Genomic DNA, 21684 nt, shown 5'->3' on the forward strand with positions numbered 1-21684 from the left:
AACTAGACGGCATGGATATCCTTTTGTAAAAAAATGAAAAAGCTTAATGAGATTACCGCAACCACGAAGACGACTGCCCCAATGGTATAGGGAACCTCATATGCAGCGTGTCTAATGATGTAGGCTGTATCGAAATATTTAAATGGTGAGAAATATCTCATTGCTTTATCCTCGAGGAGCGAACCAATTGCCGAAACAATGAAGAATCCAAACACGGTGCTGATTGAAATCGAGATAACAGATTGTACTTTTCCTAGAGCCACCGAAACTAGCAAACCCAACGCCAAGAACATCAATTGGACGAAGAACATCGACAATGAGATTAGTAGAAAGACCTTCATATTGAAGTCTTGGTCAACAGTAAGCGACATCGCAACCGTAATGACAAGATAGATAGCATTGGTAATGGCAAGTGCCACAATCGCAGCCATGACCTTGCTTCCAAGTACATCCGAGCGGCGGACTGGCTTTGTCATTAAGAACTCTGCTGTCTTGCCGGTTATTTCTTTTGAGAGAATGCCCGTACCTAGGCTCATTGCCTGAATGGCCCCGCACAGAATGATGTAGACGAACACAAATGAGTAATAGCCTTCGAGAGTCGCAATGCTGTCTACATAAATCCCGAGTGCCTTTCTCATTGCCTCAGGCATCGAGGACAGCACATTCTTGTAAGCGTCAATTTCCCCAAGCATTGATGAAAACATTGAGATAAACAATGCCGCAAGCCCCGCCATTGATAAAGCCCAAATGAGAATGGATTTACGGTAGACCCTCAGTTCGTGCAGGAACATATTCATTGCTTACCGGCCTCCTTCTCATAATAATGCATGAAGATTTCCTCCAGGTTCGGCTCTTCTATCCAGGCATTGGCCAAATCAATTTCGGAGATTTTTCGCATGATTGAGTTTATGTTGCCTCTATATAAAAAACTGATGGTTTTTCCTTCAATGGAGAGATTGCTTACTCCTTCCATTGCAAAATGGTCGGCGCTTACTTCACCTTTCACTTCCAGCTTGAATTTCTTGTAACTATTTTCGGTCAAGTCGCTGATTTTTTCGACCTTAACAATCTGCCCTTCCTTGATGATTGCAACACGGCTGCATAGCTTCTGAACTTCACTCAGAATGTGAGAAGATAAGAAAATGGTCGCTCCCTTTTTATTTTCTTCATGGAGCAGGTCAAAGAATTTCTGCTGCATTAAAGGGTCAAGGCCGCTTGTTGGCTCATCAAGGATAATCAGCTTCGGCTCATGAAGCAGAGCCTGAACAATCCCAACCTTCTTCCTGTTTCCAAACGAAAGATCGTCGATTCGCTTTTTCAGGTCGAGGTCCATGATGGTGGCCAGCTCTTCAATCCGATTCCTGCAATCCTTTTTATAAAAACTGGCAGAATACTTTAATAAGTCAATGACTTTCATTTTGTCATAATAAAACACTTCTGACGGGAGATAGCCTATGTCTTTCGCAATCTCGGGGGCAAATTTGATGCAGTCCTTTCCGAAAATTGCAGCGCTCCCGCTATCAGGGTAGATTAGCGATAGCAGTGTCCGAATGGTCGTAGACTTTCCTGATCCATTCGGGCCGATGAAACCAAAGATTTCACCCTCCATAACATTGAAACTTACATCAATAATGCCTCTGGACTTTCCATAGCTTTTGTTGAGACTGTTAATCTCGATAACATTCATGACGGCTTCCCCCTGTATTTTAGAAGCAACTCGAAGTTCATTCTTCGACCTCATTATAAACCTATTCCATTACCAGTGGGATAGACTTTCTATGACTTTTTAACAGGAAAACGCCAACTGCTTTTAGGTAAGGCCGTGTATAATATCAGAGTGGATAGAGTTACAATTAAAGAAAGAAAGTGCTTCCTTGTAGAGCCAGTAATCCCTAGATTGCATTTTTGGTTTTCCCAAAACGGACAAAATGGATTATACTAAGGGGACAAGCCAATCCAATCAAGGAGAGATTCCAATGAGTGAAACAAATGAGCCAAAAAAGAAAATAAGCCTTCAGGAAGCAATGAAGCAGCAGCTTGCCAATAAAAAGAACCAGGCGGCCACAAATAAAGGATCATCAAATGGAGATATGTCAACGAAAAAAATGAAAAGCCAGCTGACGAAAAAACCAAGCAATACTCGAAGGAAAATGGGCACCTAATGGATGGCCGTAGTCGCAAGGATATCACTCCTGGGATTTCAGTGGATATAGTCCTAAAAGCCGACCAAAGGACAGGCAAGCTTACCCGGGGCATTGTAAAGGATATCCTTACCAATTCACCTTCACACCCACATGGAATTAAAGTCAGGCTGACAGATGGCCAGGTCGGCCGAGTTCAAAAAATTCATACTGACTAAAGAAATTTTGTCCATTGACAAGTGACTTTATCAACAGAAATCAAAAAAGAAATAGCAACTATCCAATGGATAGTTGCTATTTCTTTTTCGGTGCTAGTTTTTTCGCTATTAGCTAGTGAGTGTCCGAGTACTACTAGTGACAAGTAACCATTCACGAATCTCAACTAGTAAAAAATTGTGGTTCAGAAATGTAGTTCTTTGTAGTACTACTCAGAGTACTACTAGTTTTTTCAGCTTATTGCCTAGTGAGTGTCCGAGTACCACTAGTAACAAGTAACTATTCACGAACCTCGACTAGTAATAGTGTGGCTCAGTAATGTAGTCCTTTGTAGTACTACTCAGAGTACTACTAGTTTTTTCAGCTTATTGCCTAGTGAGTGTCCGAGTACTACTAGTGACAAGTAACCATTCTAGAATCACGACTAGTAATAAAGTGTACCTCAGTAATGTAGTTCTTTGTAGTACTACTCAGAGTACTACTAGTTTTTTCAGCTTTATGCCTAGTGAGTGTCCGAGTACCACTAGTGACAAGTAACCATTCATGAACCTCGACTAGTAATAAAGTGTGGCTCAGTAATGTAGTCCTTTGTAGTACTATTCAGATTACAGTTAGTTTAATGCCTCTAAAGCCTAGTATCCCACTTATTGCACCAGACAAGTTCATTTGGAGTTCCTTTGAATTCGGACTCGCCCATGAGTTTATCAATTGTTTTTGTGATGGTGATTTCATCATCGTTGTAGGCGTTAATATATGCTTTCACCATAGGAACATCAGTCAAGTGAGTTGTGAAATTCAAGGATACGAATACGGTTGGAACTTCATATACATACCAGGGAACTTCATTGCTCATTGCTGTTTTCCATTGGATACGATAGTTGTTTTGCGCGCCATAGCCGACGACATTGGCAAATACAAGTGCTGCATCAACCTCATCACGATATTTCAATGTTGGGCCCTTAATACGGGTTGTTCCATCGTTCACTGTTACTTCAAAGCCGCGCCTTTCAAGCTCCGCTTTAATGAAATCCAGTGTTTCAGAACCTGCCTCATAAATTCCGCCCTTTTCACCTTCCAGGTAGTACAAACGAATGCGTTTATGTGTCTCGGGACGGATTGGCAGCTGGTCAAGAGTGTTCTTGACAAGAGTAATGCCCTTATCAGCAGCAGCTTTTGCACGCTCGATATGATCCTCAGAGCCAACAACTTTCAGGTCGTCCCTAGTACGGAGCAATTTGCCTTCTTGTTGAGCTTTGTGAAGGCCTAAAGTTGCCTTAAGGCCAAGGATTCTCTCAAGGGCATCCTGAAGGCGCTCTTCCGTAATGACGCCGTTTTTATAGCCGTTTAGCATGAAGTTATAGTCTTCATCGATATCGTTGAAGAATAAGAACATATCACATCCGGCTGCGATCGCTTGAGGCACGTACTCTTCGCGTTTCATGGCTGCAGTCATTCCCAGCATGTGGGCAGCATCAGTCAATACAAGACCATTGAAGCCAAGCTTCGTTTTAAGTAAGCCGTTAATAAGTTCTGGGGCAAGAGTTGCCGGCAGGACATCACGGTCGTCGAGGCCAGGAATCAATTGCTTTTGGTATTCAGGGAGTGCAATATGCCCTGCCATGATGGAATGAACGCCGTTATCGATGTGGTTACGGTATACCTGACCGAACGATTCTTCCCACTCATCTACGCCCAGTTCATTGACACCCATAACCAAGTGCTGGTCACGCTCTTCTGTACCGTCGCCAGGCCAGTGCTTGATACATACGCCGATGTTGCTTTCAGTCAAACCTTCAATATACGCATTAGTATGCTTAATAACCGTTTCAGCGTCCGTTCCATATGCACGGGTGTTGACAATGGTATTGCGCCAATTTTTCAAGATATCGACGCACGGATCGAAATTCCAGTTAACCCCGATAGCTTGTTCCTCGCGGCCGCTTACATAACCGGCATCATAGGACACCTGGGTATCTCCGGAAGCTTCGCACATTGCCGCTTTTGCTACATATGTACCATCCTTCATAGCACCATTGCCGCCAGAGTCACAGTTTGCCGCCACAAGCAATGGCACCTTGGAGCCAGATTGCAAACTATTAATCAAATCCTGTACTTGCTCACCTGTACCACCTTGATAACGAGCTCCACCGATATGGTACTTTTTCAAGATTTCTTCATTGGTCAAGTTGTTGCCGCTGAATTGGTCTCCGCCAAAGAAGAAAAGATTAATGAACAATTGGCCGATTTTTTCTTCATCTGTCATTCCGGAAATTGTTTCTTGCACCCATTTAATGTCTTCATCGGATAAATTATATGGCTTTGCCTTAAGATCGACTTTTGGCATTGGGATGTTTTTTCCTGCTATTTTCCGTTGCATTTTCAACACTCCTGACCTATTTCAAGTTGTCATTAAACTCATTAATCAGCTTCTGCTGGTATTCACCCGCAAAGCTTCCATCAATGAATTTGCCTAGAGCTTCATTTCTAAAGCGGTCCCAGGAGAATTTTTCTTTGTTTACGAGGATTGGGTAAAAGAAAACGCCATTTTTGTTGGCAGCATCCAAGTCGCCAGGCGCATCTCCAACCATTAATACCTGGCTTTCGTTAAATCCGAATTCCTTCAATTGGCCAATGCAGTATGCCTTTGTGCCAGCTTCCTGGCCAAGCATAACGTCGACATGCGGAGCAAGCTCATGCCTTGTCCATTCATCCAATACTGCGGCACCATTAGCCGAAGAAACAATCGCAACATTCGCAACGTTTTGTGAAGCCTCAAGACCTTCCTTGGCACCTTCGAAAGGTTTGTCTTCTCCGGATAATTGTTCAATGGAATGATTAACAGCCTTGCTCCACTCCAACGCTTTCTTGAGCTGTTCATCATTTGTTTTGTCAATTTCCCTTTGGAGAGCAGGTGCGGAAAGTTCAGGAGTAGTTTCAGTCCATTTTTTAAAAGAAGAAATGTCAGGCATTTCAACGCCTTCTTTTTCAAGAGCTTCAAAAGTAGCTACTACACCTTTAAAACGGTTAATACCTCTAGTCATAGTGTAAAGGTTTAAATTATTCCACACTTCAAGGAAGCGATCCTCAATATGATGAAGATTCCAGATGTTCACTGCCTCTGGACCAAAGGATTTCCGGTGCTTGACTTCCATCGTATCCATCGCACAGCCATCGGAATCAACACAAACGAGGAAGTCCTTTGTTTTTATGAACTCATTAATATTTTCTTTCATTGTTAGCCTCCACCTGTAAACAGTCATCTGTTAAAAACTGAAAACGCTTTTTTGAAAACACATAAAGGCTGCCCTGACCGAAATCAATCCGGGCAGGGCAACCGTAAAATTGGTTAATTAAACTCCAGTGTAAGAAGAGAAACCACCATCGATTGGAAGAACAACGCCTGTTACAAAGCTTGCTGCTTCTTCGCTAGCCAAGAACAAGAGTCCGCCAACTAGCTCTTCAGGCTCTCCGAAGCGCTCCATTGGAGTGCTGTTCAGGATCTTGCCTGTACGTGCTGTTGGAGTTCCATCTTCGTTGAACAATAGCGCTCTATTTTGTGCAGTAGCCAGGAACCCCGGTGCAATTGCATTAACACGGATGCCTGCTTTTGCAAAGTAAGTTGCAAGCCATTGAGTAAAGTTTGAAATCGCTGCTTTAGCACCGCTGTATGCAGGGATTTTAGTCAATGGAGTGTATGCATTCATCGAAGAAACGTTGATAATGCAAGTACCTTTTTTCTCAGTCATGCCCTTCGCAAATACTTGGGAAGGAAGCAAAGTTCCAAGGAAGTTCAAGTCGAATACGAAGCCAACACCCTTAGGGTCAAGTTCGAAGAAAGTCTTTAAATCTGGGTTGTTTTTAACTTCTTCTGCATTGTAGAACTCATCATCTGTTGTACCGCGAGGGTTGTTTCCGCCTGCGCCGTTAAGAAGAATATCACAAGTGCCAAGCTCTTTCTCAACGATTTCGCGAGCTTTTTCAAGTGCTTCACGGTCAAGTACGTTAGCCGCAACACCAATCGCAGTGCCGCCAGCTTCCTTGATTTCTGCAGCGATTCTATCAGCTGGTTCTTGGTTAAGGTCAAGGATTGCTACCTTCGCACCGCATTCAGCCAATGCTTTTGCAAAGTATGAACCCAAAACACCGCCGCCGCCTGTTACAACTGCGACTTTATTTGTTAAATCTACTTTGAATGGAACTGCCATTTCGGAAATCCTCCTCTAAAATTAGGTTTTGGTTTAACTATGTAGCTTGGACTAGAATTCATGGATTTCCGCTTCAGGCGCTTCGCTTTCCGTGGGCGGGCCGGGGAGCCTCCTCGGCGCTATAAGCGCCTGTGGGGTCTCCCACTGTCCCTTTTCTCCCACTGGAGTCTCCGCGCCTTCCGCTTCAATCCATTTAGTCAATATTTTCAACATAAATAGTTGGTTGATTCATAGCAAACCAGCACTTATCGTAAATTACTTGTTTTTCCTGCTCTTTTGTTCTGCTTCCCATAGACCGTACAGGTAAGTTGCGCCAAGTGCACGGTCATAGAGGCCATAGCCAGGCTTTCCTGTTTCGCCCCAGATCATGCGGCCATGGTCAGGACGGATTGGACCTTCATAGTTGAAATCAGCCATTGCACGGATAACTTCATACATATCGATTGAACCGTAAACAGATGGGTGTGCAGATTCTTCGAATGAGAATCCACCTGTCAGCTTAACGTTACGGGCATGAACAAAGTTCACGCGGCCTTTTTGGCCAAAGTAACGAAGCATTTCAGGGAAATCATTGTCAGGGTGTGAACCAAGGGATCCACTGCACATTGTCAAACCGTTGTACGGGCTGTCGTAAAGATTGATGAAACGCTCAAGATTTTCTTTTTTGGTAATGATACGTGGCAAGCCAAAGATGTCGAATGGAGGATCATCCGGGTGGATGGCCATTTTCACGCCAGCTTCTTCTGCAACAGGAATGATTTCCTTAATGAAATACTCAAGGTTTTCCCAAAGCTTTTCATGATCGACCTTGCTGTAGTGGTCAAACAATACTTGCAAATCTTCTTTTTTGTAGCTTGAATCCCAGCCTGGCAGGGAAAGTTCGCCTGTTAGCGGGTCCATCTTCTTGGCAACTTCTTCTTCGAAAATAAGAGCTGTTGAACCATCTGGAAGACGGTAATCAAGATCCGTACGTGTCCAGTCAAAGATTGGCATGAAGTTGTAGCAAACTACCGGAATGCCAGCTTTACCTAGATTGCGAAGAGTTTCTTTATAATTTTCAATGTACTTGTCGCGTGTAGGAAGACCGATTTTGATGTCTTCGTGAACAGGAACACTCTCAATAACAGAGATTTCAAGACCTGCGTCTTCTACAGACTTTTTCAATTCCTCGATTTTATCCATTGGCCATGCTTCGCCAACCGGGATATCATAAATCGCAGTTACGATGCCTTTCATTCCAGGGATTTGGCGGATGTACTCCAAAGAGATACTGTCAGTTTTGCCATACCAGCGAAAACTCATTTGCATAATAAAGTTCCTCCTTTTATTTCACTTCAATACTGAAGTAGTTCTTTGCATTGTTGTAACAAATATTTTCAATAAGCTTTTTCAATAAATCCTTATCTTTTGGCACTTCCCCATCCTCAACCCATTCTCCAACAAGGTTGCAAAGAATGCGGCGGAAGTATTCATGGCGGCTGTACGAAATAAAGCTTCGGGAGTCAGTCAGCATACCGACAAAGTGCATAAGCAAACCTTGGTCTGCCAATGCATTCAGCTGGCGCAGCATCCCTTGTTTTGTATCATTGAACCACCAGCCGGAACCAAATTGAATCTTGCCGGCTACCCCTGGTTCAGTTTGGAAATTCGCAAGCGTACTTCCAATCAAATCGTTATGGATAGGATTAAGATTATAAAGAATTGTTTTTGGAAGAGAGTTGTCCTTGTCCAGGGCATCGAGCAACGCATTAAGCGGTGCAGCAACTTCACCTTCGTCATTGATGGAATCAAAGCCAGCATCTGCTGCCAGTTTGTTAAACATTCTTGTGTTGTTATTGCGAATCGCACCAAAGTGGATTTGCATTGCCCAATCGCGTTCCTTGTAGCACTTTCCTAAAAATACAAGAACAGCTGTTTTAAATTTCTCTTCGTCCTCAGCGCTAACGCTTTGGCCACCCAGTCCAGCTTCAAAAATTTTCTCGAGTTCAGCTGGCTCGGCCTTTGCAAATGGAATTGCTCCCAGGCCATGGTCGGAAAGCCTGCCGCCTTTTTGATGGAAGTACTCAACCCGCTCTTCCAGGGCTTTCAAGTAATCCTCGAATGATGTAATTTCCCGTCCAACGACAGTGCCAAGCAGCTCTACAAAGCCTTTGAAGGTATCTTTGTTGATTTCGACACCTTTATCCGGACGGAAGGTTGGCAATACGGTAACCGGAAAATCGCTGTTTGCAATTTGCTCATGGTATTGCAAGTCATCCGTCGGATCATCAGTGGTACAAATAACTTTTACATTAGAACGAAGGATTAGGTTTTGTACGGAGTACTCATCCTTTTCCAATAATTCGTTGCACTTGTCCCAAATTTTTTCCCAGCTGTTTTCATCAAGCAATTCTTCAATACCAAAGTACTTTTTGAGTTCAAGATGAGTCCAGTGATAGAGTGGATTGCCGAGTGTGTTAGGAACTGTTTTTGCCCATGCGGCAAACTTTTCCTTTGGGTCGGCATCTCCTGTAATGAACCGTTCCTCTACTCCATTTGCTCTCAACGCTCTCCACTTGTAGTGGTCACCCTCAAGCCAAAGCTCTGTGATATTGCTGAATTTCCTGTTTTCAGCGATATCCTTTGGCGAGAGATGGCAATGGTAATCATAAATCGGCAAATCTTTGGCATAGCTGTGGTACAAATCTACAGCTGTCTTATTTTTAAGCATAAAATTGTCGTGAATAAATGCTGCCAAGTCACACACCTCCTAAAAGTAAAATGATTAGCGATCAATTGCAAAAGACCGCGACATGTATCTCTCTACATCGGAAATCGGGATTAGATTGGCGTCGCCTTCAATCGTATGCTTTAAAGCGAAGCATCCGGTCGCAAATTCTATCGCATCTTGAGGCTTATAGTCGCTTATTAATGCATAGATGATTCCGGCCGAAAACGCATCGCCAGTGCCAACACGGTCAATAATGTCCACTTCCACTTCTCTGGACTGATAGATTTCCTTGCCATCATAGAGAAGAGCATAAAGCCGATTTCGGTTAACAGAAACGTGCTCACGCTTTGTCATGACAACATGTTTAAAGCCAAAACGCTTGCAAAGAGTATCCATAATCTCCTGATAATCCTTTGCAGATGGGTTTTCCGGAAGCCGCTCTTTTAAATCATGGCCGTTCTCATCAGGCAGGTTTAAAGGCTCTATGCCGATACAAACATCTACGTCCTTGATAAGCTCGGTCATTTTATCGCGTGCCACATCAAAAGGCCATAAAGCACTTCTGTAGTTAAGGTCGCAGCTCGTTGTCAGCCCCTTTTTCTTCGCAGCTGAGAGCGCTTCCTTGGTGATCATGAACAATTCGTCGTTCAATGCCGGAGTAATTCCGCTTATATGGAACCAATCGGCATCCTCAAAAATCGTATCGAAGTCGTATTCTTCTAGCTTGGACTCAGCAAAGGCACTGTGTTTCCGGTCATAATAAACCTTTGAAGAGCGGATCGAATACCCTTTTTCAAAAAAATAAATGCCAAGTCTATCTCCACCGCGCAAAACATGACTGGTATCAACGCCAAACCTGTTTAGCTGCTGCTCAGCACTAGTACCAACAGCATTTTGAGGGAGTTTTGTAACAAACGAGCTTTCAAGGCCAAACTTTGCCAATGAAACAGCCACATTAGCTTCTCCTCCGCCATAAACCGCATCAAAGGATTGTGCCTGGACAATCTTTTGAAAGTTTGGGGCGGAAAGCCGAAGCATAATTTCCCCAAGTGTAACTACTTTTTTCATAGAGTTAGTCCGCCTTTACTTCAGCAAGCTTGTTCATAAACGAACGGGCTACTTCCTGTACTGAGCTATAATCTCCATTTGCAACGCCCTTTGTTAGTGCGCTTCCGATTCCAACAGCAAATGCGCCATTTTTTACCCATTTATCAATATTATCGAGGCTTACTCCGCCGGACGGCATCAATTCCACGTGAGGGATTGGGCCTTTAACATCCTTTATAAACGAAGGTCCCATAAGGCTTCCTGGGAACAGCTTCACAACGTCTACGCCATATGAGAGAGCTTCCATAATTTCAGTTACAGATCCACAGCCGGGAAGATACGGAACAGCATAGCGATTGCACATTGTGGCAATAGCTCCATCAAAATGAGGGCTTACTACATATCTAGCGCCCTTCATAATTGCGATTCGCGCTGTCTCTGCATCCAGGACCGTGCCTGCACCGATGATCATATTGCTGTCACCGAGCTTTGTTAGTTCTTCTATGGCATCCTCTGCTCCAGGTGTTGAAAACGTCACTTCAAGGGAGCGGATACCACCCGCGAAAGCTTGCTTGGAAATTTCCACAGCTTCTTCTTTGTTCTTGCCTCGAATAACAGCTACTAGATAGCCTTTGTGCATTTCATTGAGGACTTCGTATTTTGGTAGCATTGTTTTACCCCTTTCCTAATTTGGTTTGGAAAGAATCTATATTTCCGGACGTTTCCAATAAAAAAATGTCGTACCCCGCAGGCACTTTTAACTAATCTTAGTGTGCATAACAACCTGCGTACTATACGAAAACTTTTTCCATTTTGAAACGCCTTTCATACACACTTGTATACTAGCATACATCAAAGTTTAATGCTAGTTATAATGATTATTTTTAACGAACTTTTTTCCCGACAGAAACTAGGAAAGGTTTCTTCCTTTATTGACCCCTGTTTAACCGATTCCTATCCTTTAAAAAAGGCTAACCTGCTGTCTAGATGAGGCAGATTATGAATCAGGACAACTTTTTCAAAATACAGGACAGTTTTCAACCGATACAGGACAGGTTTCGGGCGATTCAGGACAAATCCTATTCCATAGAAAAATCTCGCATCCTACAATCAGTTTTTTCTAAAAATCTGTGTTAATGGATATTGTTGATATATTCAATTGTTGGTTGGAGCGAAATCTCGTACGAAAATCCTCATATCCTCAATTATGTATCGCATAATTTCGCGCGAGAATTATTTATGGACGCTTTCCTTTAGGGAGCGAAAAGCAACATAGCCCAATTAATTATAAGGACAAGAACATACCCTTTTATGTGTTACCCTATAAACCCATTAGTAAGACAAACTGCTGATAACTTATAAAAAAGCCGTAAATCAGCTAAAAAATGTCGTCCTTAAGGATTTCCGGGATTTTCGAATGCCTAGGCTATCAGGATTTAGCCTATTTTAGCAATACATATAAAAAAATTACTGGAAAGACGCCTTATGAATTTCGGAAAAGCAACGAAACGTAGCATTCGGATATTTTCATACTCGCTGAATCAGTTAATCGGGGACATACTCCGTTTAAAAGGGGGAGAAATGTGGACAGCCCAATAAATTTTATTGGGCTGTTTTAGTGTTTAATTCCAAACAGTTTATCGTACGGCTGCTGAAGTAGCGAGACTGTTTAATACAAGCTCACTTACTTTATAGGCGCTGGAGAATGAGAGTTCGGATAATTGGCCTTCACCTTCACACCAGTCTCCACAGAAGAATATGTTTCGGATAGGCATGAAGTAAATTGGCATCCCTTTTTGCGTCATATTGCACTTAATTTCCTGCACAACTGCTCTTTGGGATATCCGTGGGACGACCAATTGATCGCGCCAGCCAGGGAATTTTTTATCATAAAGCTGCTCAATGGTTTGTTTAAATCTTTCAATCGCCTCCTTATTGCCAAGGTCTGATTGATTCATGTAGGCAGTTGCCTGTAAGAGCTGGCCGCCTTCCGGTACGCACCCTTCATCATAATAAGAAAGGTCGGTCACAAACACCTTGTTTTTTGTATCGTAAATATATGTATAAGGGACATCAATCCGTTCCTTTAATCCAATATCATACACAAATACCACAGTTGGATTGTACTGGGCATATTGCTGAATCGCATGTTCAATTTTAGTTCCGGCAAAAAGCTTCATTAATTCTTTTGGCGGAATGGCAAAAACAAACTTTTCTGCCGTAACAGTATGCTCGCCAAGCTTTACCGCATTGACCCGGTCTCCCAGGACTTCCACTCCATCGACCTTGGCTTTAGTCTGAATTATGCCGCCATTTTCTTTAATAACCCGAACCAATTCATCAATCAATGCCTGCCATCCACCACCAATATAGGAAACTGGTTTAGACGTTTTAAAGAGGCTATTATAATAAGAAAAATAAACATCGGAAGGGATGTTCTCAGGCTCCCTGGTAAAGAAATTTGAGCTTGCCAGAGTAAGCATCATGTCCTTTACTTCCTGGTCAAGGCCGCGCGTTTCCATCCACTTTCCAATCGACATGTGCGGATGCCCTTTTTCTACATTAGTTAGCGTTTTCAAGACTTCAAACGCAAATTTGACTTTCCCTGCTTCAGAAAGGAGTTTTGTCCGAAATAGCCCTTTAATATTGGCAGGTACATCTGTTAACTGGTCGCCAAGGTCATATTTTGCCTTTGTTGGGCTAAAATCGCGCCAATCAATGGTTAGCCCCAGCTCTTTTTCAATTTTTTTTAAAATTGAAACATCCCTTCCGTAAATGGCATGAGAACCAAAGTTAAAGGAAAAACCCTTAATTTTCAAGGTGACAGCTCTGCCTCCAAGATTTCCCCGTTCTAAAACAAGCACTTTCTTCCCCTGTTTTGAAAGCAAAGCAGCAGTCGATAACCCCGCTAACCCTCCTCCGACAATAACCGTATCAAAAGGTTGTTCAAATTTATTCATTTTGTAAGCTCCCCCATCCAAGTTGCTTAACCTTTATACTAAAATAACACCATGATTATAGTCTAAATCCAGAATTTGAAAAATTCAAATTTTCGGTTCCCAGTAAATACAAAAAAAACGGTACTCCTATTATAGGAATACCGGTCTTGATGTTGGCAGTTCAAAGTAGTTCAAATAAGGGCTATCATCCCTGAACAAATCCTCCCAAAGAGGCATTGGTTCCAGTATGTGGCGTCTTGCGATTTCTTCTGCAGATTCACATTCCTTATTTTCAATAATCTCGACAATTCTTTCATGTTGGGCAATAGCATCATCAAAATTATGCTGCATCTCGGATAATAGCCTTATTCTATTATAATGAGTGCTAATTCGGGTAATAGCAGCCCAGACATTTTCTTTCTTATTTCCTTCAAAAATAGTTCTGTGGAATTCTTTATCCAGCCTATGAAACTCCCTCTCGGAACCTTTCTGTCCAACCAATTCCTTTTGGAGGGCTACATTCTTTTTCAAATCAAAAAGGTTCGGAATGGGAAAGGATTCACAAGAAAGCTTAAGAATTTCCCGTTCCAAAGTAAATCTCATAAAGGAAGCTTCCATTATTAGCTGAGGCTTGATTTTAGAAATATACGTTCCTACTTGCGGAAATACCTCGACCAAATGTTCCTCACGAAGTTTCGCAAGCACTTCCCTGATAGGAGTTCTTGAAATCTGAAGAGCTTCCGCCAATTCTATTTCGCTAATGGACTTCCCTGGTTCAAGCTCAAGTGACATAATGGAATCCTTAATCACTCTATATGAATATTCCTTAATATTTTCACCAGGCAGTCTTGGTGATAGTGTAACCATGCGTTTTTGCACTCCCCATTTTATATACCATTGCTATAACCAATGATAGCATTCTCCCGTAAATCAAACAATAAGTTACCTAAATATCTTATCTATCTGTTAAAAAACAACAAAATTCAAACACATAACTTTACAAAAAAGGACCATTCACCCAACCAATTGAGGAATGATCCTTTAATATGCTTCACCTATAGCAAAACTTCTTAAATCCGTGTATCAATAAAACCGCAGAATGCATCTACTGGGCTTTCACCTTTGAATTCGGATTTGCCCATCAGCTTATCTACTAGCAGTTCTAGCGTTTGCTTTCTGCTGTCATACGTATTGATGTATGTTTTAACTTGTGGTACATCCGCCAAATGGTAAGGGTATTGAACAGATACAAAGATAGTCGGCAATTCATGTACATAGAAAGGAATATCCGGAGTACCTTTACTTGCCGGCCATACGATTCTTTGTACGGTTCCTGGGTTGACGTTTGCAATATTGATAACAAGGTCGTAGTTATCTGTCAACTCCGTAATTGGACGCTTCTGAGCATAAACATTGGCAATTGCTGCTCCTCTTTCTTCTTCAGGAAGCTTCATAATTCTTTCTTCTGTCGATTCCCAAACCATTACGTCGAAGCCTTGTGCCTCAAGCAATTCTTTCATGATATCGACCGCTTTTTCTTTGCTTCCGATCAATGCGCCGAATCCGCCTGCTACACCTTTTACATCTACCAATAGGACGCGCTTGTATTTTTCAGGAGTGATTGGCCAAATATCTTGCTTGTCCTTAACCAAAGTGATTGCTCTGTCAGCAACTTCCTTGAACAATGCTTTGTTCTCAGGAAGGCCAATTTTAGCAAGAGCTTCTTCTTTTGGAGGAAGAATTTCTGTTTTAGCCTTCTTATGAAGTCCGAGCTTTGCTTTCAAGCCAAGAATACGAGTTAGTGCTTCTTCAAGACGCTCGTCTGTAAGGATTCCGTTTTTATAACCATCCATCATGTAGCCGAAGTCTTCGTCTGGATCGTTGAAGAACAAGAATAGGTCACAGCCTGCAGCAATAGATGTTGGAAGAAGTTCACTTCTCTTCATTGCCCCTGTCAAGCCAAGCATGTGGCTCGCATCTGTTACAACAACACCATTAAAGCCTAATTTGCCGCGAAGCAAGTCAGTTGTAATTTCTTTTGAAAGTGTAGCTGGCATTAGCTCTTCATCTTTCACGTCTGGGTTAAAATGTCTTTCATATGAAGGCAGGTGGATATGTCCAGCCATAATGGATGGAAGTCCAGCATCGATAAGGCCTTTGTAAACCTTACCGAATGTTTTATCCCATTCTTCAGTTGAAAGGCTGTTTACACTGAAAGATAAGTGCTGATCACGCTCGTCAATACCGTCCCCAGGCCAGTGCTTAGCTGCAGGAGCGATTCCGCTTTCCTGGATACCTTTCATGTAAGCAAGGCTCATCTCGAGAACTTTGTCTGGATCAGATGAGAATGAACGAGTAGAGATGATCGGGTTGCGCCAGTTGTAGTTAATATCTACGATTGGAGCGAAACTCCAGTTACAGCCAATTGCTGATGCTTCAACACCAGAAACACGGCCCATTTCATAAGCCCATTTTGGATCATTCGTTGCAGCAATTTTAACTTCAACGCCGACTTCAGTACCATCTGTACAAGCACCGTTTCCGCCTGCTTCAGTGTTTGCTGCAATCAGCAAAGGAATTTTACTTTTTTCTTGAAGAATCCTGTTTTGCTCGTATACTTCCTCTGCTTTGCCAGGGTTATAACGAACAGCCCCGATATGATAGTTGTTAACCATTTCAGTCAAGTATTCTTCGGTACGGCTTGAACCCATGTTTACGAATAACTGTCCAATTTTCTCTTCCAGATTCATGGACCCAATGGTTTCTTCAACCCATTTAATGTCCTCATCAGTGAGGTTATAAGGTACTGCTTTTAAATCTACCTTTGCCAAGATTATCGCTCCTTTACAAATTAACGTTCAACGATCAACTGCTTAAAATAGGTTTTCCAGCCGATTACTCCGGTATACTAAAACGTAAAACCAATTTAGGCAACTGATGAACCGCCCTATATATTGTATAGGTTTTCATTGGTATACTAGCATACAAGTTAAACGTGAAACAAGTATTTATTATTATGGAAGAAGATAGCTGCACAATCGCAACTATCTTCCTAATTTCATTATTTTCTTTCAGCGCGCTTTGCTGCTAGATCTTCAGCCAATTGAACAGTGCGCTTTTTGTTTAACGGATATAGGAACACCATGATTAAGAATACAAGAGCAAATGTGAGTGCAGGAACTAATGTACCGAGAGTATGAATTCCTGAAAGAGTTTCAGATGTTTGTTCAGCAAGTTTGGGATTATAGCCTGCTGCAGCAATCGCAGCACCGCCGACACCACCTGCTACAGCCTGGCCAATTTTGCGGGCCATAGAATAGATAGAGTAAACTGTCGCATCTTCGCGAAGGCCTGTTAAATATTCATGATAGTCGATAACGTCAGTCACGAACGCCCAAACAACAAGGTTGAATATACCGTAACCAATCATAGCAACTGCCAGGATGGCAATAAACGTCGTTGCTGTAATATTTGGAAGGAGATATAGGATTCCGTATATAACAGCTGCCACCAATAAGCCGCCAGAAGCAACTTCTTTTTTACCAAATTTCTTAACTAGCGGACCAACAAATGGCATTGCAACAAATACTGCTAGAGCTTGAAGAAGTCCAACCATACTTAATGCTTTTGCATTTTCAAAATAATCCTTAAACAGGTAAACGTTTACAGTTCCAATTAACATAAACACAATCATGAACGACAAAGCGGCGACAAGGAACACCATTAGTGGCTTGTTTTTCAAAAGGCCTTTCATTGTTGTATTCAAATTTAACTTTTGCTTGTTTGTCTCATCCATTACAATACGTTCTGTAGTCAAATTATAGCAGGCCAGGTAACACGCGATTGCCAATCCGCCGAAAATTAGCGCAGCCAGCAGGAAGCGATCGGCGTCTGCCTTATTATTAACAAATAGAATCATCGGTCCAACTACGTTAATAACTAAACCAGCCATTTGCATTCCAGCTGTTCTCCAGCTTGATAATGCAGTACGTTCAACAGGATCGGCTGTAATAACAGAAGCCATCGAACCATAAGGAATATTGACAGTAGAGTACAAAGTTCCCCAAACAATATACGTTACATAAGCATAGGCTAGATAAAATCCTTCAGACTGTCCTGGAATATAAACGAACATTAGAATACCAGTAAACACAAGCGGGAAAGACATCCTTAGAATCCATGGCCTAAACTTTCCGTTTTTCCCTGCTTTCCTTGTATCGATAAAGCGGCCCCATGCTACGTCAGCCACTGCATCCCACAAACGCGCAATCGCGAATAACACGCCGACCGCTGCCGGATTCAAACCGAAAATATCTGTATAAAATACCATCAAGAATGCTGCTACAAGTATGAAGAAGAAGTCATTCCCGAAATCACCAAACATATAACCCAATTTGTCTCTCATACCGAATGGGCGAACTTTTTTATCACTCATGTTTCTCACCTCAAAATAAGAATGTGTTCAATAATAGCGCTTTTTGAATCCTGTGAAGCTTTAAAAAGGAAATGAAGAATTAGTATTGCAGTATACCCTTCTTTAGATGCCTCAGGTTAATTGTCTGTATAGTTATTTGTTAACCTGATATTAATATTCAAAGAATTCTAGTAGAATTCCGGGTATGAGAATTTCCTCCCTCACTCGTTATACTAGTATACTAGCATCCCTTGTATACGTTTGCAAGAAAAAAGTGAAACCGGTAACAATTTGTTCAAAACTTTAGGTTTTTTATTTCCATCTTTCTTTTTTTTCTTGCATTATATTAGTTTTTTACTATCTTAGTTGTAAAAACTATTCTTATCTACTTGGTAACGCTGACAAAATAAGTTTCAGGTAGGCTTTCTTCCTTGATAATCGAATTCACGTCAATAAAAAAACCACTTTTCAGTGGTTTCATGTGTTAACAGTTTGTATGGAATGATCAACAAAGCTTTTCTTTTCCCATGCCCGGCTTTTCCATCTGAAGTACATAACAATTCCGCGGAACCATTCATCAAATATGAATGCAATCCAGATACCAGAAAGACCGAAATCCATAGTAATTCCAAGGAAGTATCCTAATGGAACACTTATTGCCCACATGGACAGGAAGGCCATTTTGACAGGAAAATTGACATCACCAGCCGCTCGGAGCGCACTAATAATTACCATATTAAATGTTCGCCCTGGCTCCAGAATAAGGCATAGCAGCAAAAGCTTAGCTCCTTCCTGGATAATAGCTTTATTGTCAGTAAAAATGCCTAAAAGCGGTTCCCTAATTAAAACAATCGGAATAACCGAGACAATCGTCAACATCAGGCTCAGCCTAAGGCTTTTCAAGAGGCGGCGGTATGCCCCATCAAAATCCCCTGCACCAACTTTATAGCCAATCAGAATTTGCGTCCCCTGCCCCAGAGACATGCCAAACAGCATCATGAAGGACATAATATTCCATGTATAAACCCTAGTTGTAAGTGCCATCGCGCCAATAAGGGCAATAATTGCAGTCATTGCCATTTGGCTTGTATTATACATAAGGTTTTCACCAGCAGACGGGATGCCAATCCTAAGGATTTTTTTAATATAGGAGAGATTGAAGCTGGTATAATCATTCTGTCTTATTTTGAAAGGCAGGCGTTGATACATAATCCAGAAGATAAGCCCTACAGCAATCAATCGGCTAAGTGCCGTTGAAATGGCTACACCCTGGATACCCAGCTGAGGAATCCCGAATAAGCCATAAATGAACAAACTGTTTCCTATAAGATGGATGATGTTCATTAAAACAGAAATAAACATAGCTTCTTTTGTAAAACCGTTCGCACGTAGAATCGAGGACACTGTTACAAGCAAAGCTTGGGAAAACAGAGTTGCACCGACAATCAGCAAATATTGTTCTGCAAGCGTATGGATTTCCGGAGTTAGCTGAAATAAGCTTAAAAATTGATTCCTGAATAAGACAACCAATGAGCTGACAACAAGCCCAAAAATGAGGTTCAAGGAAATAGAAACGCCAGAGATTCTCCTGGCCTCCTTGATGAGTCCTGCCCCCAGATTTTGCGAGATGAGAACAGTCGTCCCGGTCGCCACGAACTGGAATACCAGAATAGCAAAGAAAACCAGCTGGTTCGCGACTCCTACAGCTGCAACTGCTTCATCCGAAACATAAGCAAGCATAAACGTATCGGTGCTGCCCATTAATATATATAAAAATGATTCTATGAATATCGGCCATGTTAAGGTAAATAGGCCAGGCTCGATGAAGGCCTTTTTCTGTACTGCCTGCATTACATTTCCCTTCTTTCAACACGCAGCTTAGCGCATTTATTGGATAAGGCGAATCCTCCTTCAGTGGGATTTTTCACTGATGATTAGTTTCTCAAAGCCCATTGATTTTCCTTAGAGCTAAACCCCGAAGAACAATCACAATTAATTCAATCGGACCTTCAAGTTGAAAACATACAAACCTATATTACTCTTTTTCAAAAAGATGTCTATAGGCAATTTTCATTAAAGAAACAGCGCGTACGCCTTGTTGACAAATAACGGGCCTGCGCCGTAAATAACGCAGAAAGTGTCAGGAACTTTAATAAGTCCTGACACTTTCATTCATTAAGTGATTGTTTCAAATTGTACCTTATGGAGGTTGGCAAAAATGCCGCCCCGCTCAATCAGTTCTGTATGAGTACCTTCTTCGGCAATTCCGTCTTCTGTGACGACGATAATTCGATCTGCATTACGGATTGTTGCCAGCCTGTGGGCAATGACAAGAGTGGTGCGATCCTTCGCCAATTCATTCAGTGCCCTTTGGATAATCCGCTCTGTTTCTGTATCAAGGGCGGAAGTGGCTTCATCAAGAATGAGGATTGGCGGGTTTTTCAAAAACATCCTTGCGATGGCAATCCGCTGTTTCTGGCCGCCTGATAACTTCAAGCCGCGCTCACCGATTTGGGTTTCATAGCCTTCTGGGAGACCCGCAATAAAATCTTTTAGATGTGCCCTGCGTGCAGCTTCCTCAATATCAGCCTGGGTTGCATCCAATGAACCGTAGGCAATATTCTCGCGAAGCGTCCCGGTAAACAGAAAGACGTCTTGTTGAACGATACCGATTTGGGAACGCAAAGACTTTTTAGTCATATTTCGGATATCAATTCCATCTATTGTGATACAACCGCCGTTGACGTCATAAAACCGTGGTATTAATGAACAAATAGTTGTTTTGCCTGCTCCGGAAGGGCCAACGAAAGCAATCGTCTCCCCATGGCGAATCTGAAGGTCAATTCCCTTTAATACCGGTTTATTGTCATCATAGCTGAAGGTCACATTGGTAAAGTCTATATTTCCATTTAGGCTGCTGACTTCAATTGCATCCTCGACATCGATTACATCGGGAGCCTGATCGATCAGCTCGGTAAACCGTTTGAAACCAGCCATTCCTTTAGGATATAGCTCGAGAATCGCACTAATCTTGTCAATTGGTTTGAAAAGAACATTTACATATAAGACAAACCCAACCAGTTCCCCGTAGGTCATCGTACCAGTAAAGCTAAGCCACGCTCCGTAAACAAGGACAATCAAGACCATAAGCCTAGTTGAAAAATACATGCCTGCAAGGCTAAATGACATAACTTTGTAGCCAGTCAATTTAGCCAGGCGGAATTTGCGGTTATTTTTCTTGAATCTTTCAATCTCAAAGTTTTCATTCGTAAACGACTGAACGACGCGAACTCCGGCGACACTATCCTCGACCCGGGCATTAACATCCGCAATGTTGCTGTACATGTTTTTCCATGCCGCATTCATCCTCTTGTTCGAAAAATACATTAGCCAGATGAGGAACGGTACAATAATCATGATGACAAGGGCAAGTTTTACATTAATGGTTAGCATTATCCAGAATGCGCCAATGAAGGTCATCGCCGCAATAAACAAATCCTCGGGACCATGATGGGCAAGCTCGCCAAGGTCAAATAGGTCATTTGTGATCCGGCTCATGATATGACCTGTCTTTGTGTTATCAAAAAAGCGGAACGATTGTCTTTGGACATGCTGAAAAAGCTCCTGCCTCATATCCGTTTCAATATTAATACCAAGCTTATGGCCCCAGTAGTTGACGATATATTGAAGGCACGTGCTTAAAACATATAAAAGCAATAGCCCGATGCTTACCCCGACAATAGCATTCCAGTTTTGGCCCGGCAGCAGTTTATCAATGAACCATTGTACTGCCATTGGAAATGCAAGCTCAAGCAATGCGACAATCACTGCACATGTGAAATCAATAATAAATAACCGCTTATGCGGTTTGTAGTATGTAAAAAAACGACGAATCATCCTGAGTAACCCCCTTTGTCTTACCGATTATAGTCTACGGTTGGCAGATTTTACAATACCTTAATAGGGGATTTGGTCACGGTCTTACTCTTTTACTTCTATATAATAAACTTTT

General features: G+C 42.1%; 18 protein-coding genes. 3 read left to right on the forward strand and 15 right to left on the reverse strand.

The features are described 5' to 3' along the window. Positions 1–2: 2 nt before the first annotated feature. Together AM500_RS22225 and AM500_RS22230 are read right to left on the reverse strand one after the other, a co-directional pair. Positions 3–797, reverse strand: a complete 795-nt coding sequence (locus AM500_RS22225) for an ABC transporter permease subunit (protein WP_053601169.1) — start codon at positions 795–797, stop codon at positions 3–5. Next, a complete protein-coding gene (locus AM500_RS22230; RefSeq protein ID WP_053601170.1) occupies positions 794–1687 on the reverse strand; it encodes an ABC transporter ATP-binding protein in 894 nt (297 codons plus the stop codon). Before AM500_RS22230 ends, AM500_RS22225 begins: the two co-directional genes overlap by 4 nt. A gap of 289 nt (positions 1688–1976) precedes the next feature. Here AM500_RS22230 and AM500_RS22235 point away from each other — a divergent pair, with 289 nt between their 5' ends. Both AM500_RS22235 and AM500_RS22240 read left to right on the forward strand, forming a co-directional pair. Beyond that, on the forward strand, positions 1977–2162 hold the full coding sequence (locus AM500_RS22235) for a hypothetical protein (protein WP_053601171.1): 186 nt from the start codon (positions 1977–1979) through the stop codon (positions 2160–2162). Beyond that, on the forward strand, positions 2162–2359 hold the full coding sequence (locus AM500_RS22240) for a YwbE family protein (protein ID WP_053601172.1): 198 nt from the start codon (positions 2162–2164) through the stop codon (positions 2357–2359). The genes AM500_RS22235 and AM500_RS22240 overlap by 1 nt, the downstream gene beginning before the upstream one ends. A 623-nt stretch (positions 2360–2982) precedes the next feature. Here the strand turns inward: AM500_RS22240 and AM500_RS22245 are convergent. The 7 genes from AM500_RS22245 to AM500_RS22275 form a co-directional block, all read right to left on the reverse strand. Continuing rightward, on the reverse strand, positions 2983–4701 hold the full coding sequence (locus AM500_RS22245) for a glycoside hydrolase family 3 protein (protein WP_053601840.1): 1719 nt from the start codon (positions 4699–4701) through the stop codon (positions 2983–2985). 49 nt (positions 4702–4750) lie between these two features. Beyond that, on the reverse strand, positions 4751–5590 hold the full coding sequence (locus AM500_RS22250) for an HAD family hydrolase (RefSeq protein ID WP_053601173.1): 840 nt from the start codon (positions 5588–5590) through the stop codon (positions 4751–4753). A 117-nt stretch (positions 5591–5707) separates the two neighbouring features. Continuing rightward, positions 5708–6562, reverse strand: coding sequence for an SDR family oxidoreductase (locus AM500_RS22255; RefSeq protein ID WP_043930830.1), 855 nt, complete (start codon positions 6560–6562; stop codon positions 5708–5710). A 255-nt stretch (positions 6563–6817) separates the two neighbouring features. Continuing rightward, positions 6818–7870 carry a mannonate dehydratase gene (uxuA, locus tag AM500_RS22260; RefSeq protein ID WP_053601174.1) on the reverse strand — a complete coding sequence of 351 codons (1053 nt, stop codon included), beginning with the start codon at positions 7868–7870 and terminating at the stop codon, positions 6818–6820. A 16-nt stretch (positions 7871–7886) separates the two neighbouring features. Then, positions 7887–9299 carry a glucuronate isomerase gene (uxaC, locus tag AM500_RS22265; RefSeq protein ID WP_082347342.1) on the reverse strand — a complete coding sequence of 471 codons (1413 nt, stop codon included), beginning with the start codon at positions 9297–9299 and terminating at the stop codon, positions 7887–7889. A gap of 27 nt (positions 9300–9326) precedes the next feature. Continuing rightward, entirely contained in the window at positions 9327–10340 is a 1014-nt protein-coding gene (locus tag AM500_RS22270; RefSeq protein ID WP_053601175.1) for a sugar kinase, read from the reverse strand. A 4-nt stretch (positions 10341–10344) separates the two neighbouring features. Continuing rightward, on the reverse strand, positions 10345–10989 hold the full coding sequence (locus AM500_RS22275) for a bifunctional 2-keto-4-hydroxyglutarate aldolase/2-keto-3-deoxy-6-phosphogluconate aldolase (protein ID WP_053601176.1): 645 nt from the start codon (positions 10987–10989) through the stop codon (positions 10345–10347). 715 nt (positions 10990–11704) lie between these two features. On the opposite strand from AM500_RS22275, the gene AM500_RS25665 reads away from it, so the two are divergent. Continuing rightward, positions 11705–11833: a helix-turn-helix domain-containing protein gene (locus AM500_RS25665; protein ID WP_156319877.1), complete on the forward strand. Its 129-nt coding sequence runs from the start codon at positions 11705–11707 to the stop codon at positions 11831–11833. A 123-nt stretch (positions 11834–11956) separates the two neighbouring features. On the opposite strand, the gene AM500_RS22280 is transcribed toward AM500_RS25665, so the two are convergent. From AM500_RS22280 to AM500_RS22305, 6 genes are all read right to left on the reverse strand, one after another. Continuing rightward, entirely contained in the window at positions 11957–13279 is a 1323-nt protein-coding gene (locus tag AM500_RS22280) for a phytoene desaturase family protein (protein ID WP_053601177.1), read from the reverse strand. Between the two features lie 129 nt (positions 13280–13408). Continuing rightward, positions 13409–14125 (reverse strand): GntR family transcriptional regulator, encoded by a 717-nt coding sequence (locus AM500_RS22285; protein WP_053601178.1) that lies wholly within the window; start codon positions 14123–14125, stop codon positions 13409–13411. A gap of 203 nt (positions 14126–14328) precedes the next feature. Continuing rightward, the gene (locus AM500_RS22290) at positions 14329–16089 is read right to left on the reverse strand and encodes a glycoside hydrolase family 3 protein (protein ID WP_053601179.1); all 1761 of its coding nucleotides are present in this window, start codon (positions 16087–16089) and stop codon (positions 14329–14331) included. Positions 16090–16319: 230 nt separating this feature from the next. After that, on the reverse strand, positions 16320–17693 hold the full coding sequence (locus AM500_RS22295) for an MFS transporter (protein ID WP_053601180.1): 1374 nt from the start codon (positions 17691–17693) through the stop codon (positions 16320–16322). Between the two features lie 456 nt (positions 17694–18149). Then, positions 18150–19523 (reverse strand): MATE family efflux transporter, encoded by a 1374-nt coding sequence (locus AM500_RS22300; RefSeq protein ID WP_053601181.1) that lies wholly within the window; start codon positions 19521–19523, stop codon positions 18150–18152. A 324-nt stretch (positions 19524–19847) separates the two neighbouring features. After that, the gene (locus AM500_RS22305; RefSeq protein WP_053601182.1) at positions 19848–21569 is read right to left on the reverse strand and encodes an ABC transporter ATP-binding protein; all 1722 of its coding nucleotides are present in this window, start codon (positions 21567–21569) and stop codon (positions 19848–19850) included. Between the last annotated feature and the right edge of the window lie 115 nt (positions 21570–21684).

Source organism: Bacillus sp. FJAT-18017 (assembly GCF_001278805.1).
Classification (GTDB): Bacteria; Bacillota; Bacilli; order Bacillales; family Cytobacillaceae; genus Bacillus_D.

Coding starts and splice junctions, on each gene's coding strand:
- AM500_RS22225 (WP_053601169.1), bottom strand. CDS start 797: ATGAATATGTTCCTGCACGAACTGAGGGTCTACCGTAAATCCATTCTC.
- AM500_RS22230 (WP_053601170.1), bottom strand. CDS start 1,687: ATGAATGTTATCGAGATTAACAGTCTCAACAAAAGCTATGGAAAGTCC.
- AM500_RS22235 (WP_053601171.1), top strand. CDS start 1,977: ATGAGTGAAACAAATGAGCCAAAAAAGAAAATAAGCCTTCAGGAAGCA.
- AM500_RS22240 (WP_053601172.1), top strand. CDS start 2,162: ATGGATGGCCGTAGTCGCAAGGATATCACTCCTGGGATTTCAGTGGAT.
- AM500_RS22245 (WP_053601840.1), bottom strand. CDS start 4,701: ATGCCAAAAGTCGATCTTAAGGCAAAGCCATATAATTTATCCGATGAA.
- AM500_RS22250 (WP_053601173.1), bottom strand. CDS start 5,590: ATGAAAGAAAATATTAATGAGTTCATAAAAACAAAGGACTTCCTCGTT.
- AM500_RS22255 (WP_043930830.1), bottom strand. CDS start 6,562: ATGGCAGTTCCATTCAAAGTAGATTTAACAAATAAAGTCGCAGTTGTA.
- uxuA (WP_053601174.1), bottom strand. CDS start 7,870: ATGCAAATGAGTTTTCGCTGGTATGGCAAAACTGACAGTATCTCTTTG.
- AM500_RS22270 (WP_053601175.1), bottom strand. CDS start 10,340: ATGAAAAAAGTAGTTACACTTGGGGAAATTATGCTTCGGCTTTCCGCC.
- AM500_RS22275 (WP_053601176.1), bottom strand. CDS start 10,989: ATGCTACCAAAATACGAAGTCCTCAATGAAATGCACAAAGGCTATCTA.
- AM500_RS25665 (WP_156319877.1), top strand. CDS start 11,705: ATGTCGTCCTTAAGGATTTCCGGGATTTTCGAATGCCTAGGCTATCAG.
- AM500_RS22280 (WP_053601177.1), bottom strand. CDS start 13,279: ATGAATAAATTTGAACAACCTTTTGATACGGTTATTGTCGGAGGAGGG.
- AM500_RS22285 (WP_053601178.1), bottom strand. CDS start 14,125: ATGGTTACACTATCACCAAGACTGCCTGGTGAAAATATTAAGGAATAT.
- AM500_RS22295 (WP_053601180.1), bottom strand. CDS start 17,693: ATGAGTGATAAAAAAGTTCGCCCATTCGGTATGAGAGACAAATTGGGT.
- AM500_RS22300 (WP_053601181.1), bottom strand. CDS start 19,523: ATGCAGGCAGTACAGAAAAAGGCCTTCATCGAGCCTGGCCTATTTACC.
- AM500_RS22305 (WP_053601182.1), bottom strand. CDS start 21,569: ATGATTCGTCGTTTTTTTACATACTACAAACCGCATAAGCGGTTATTT.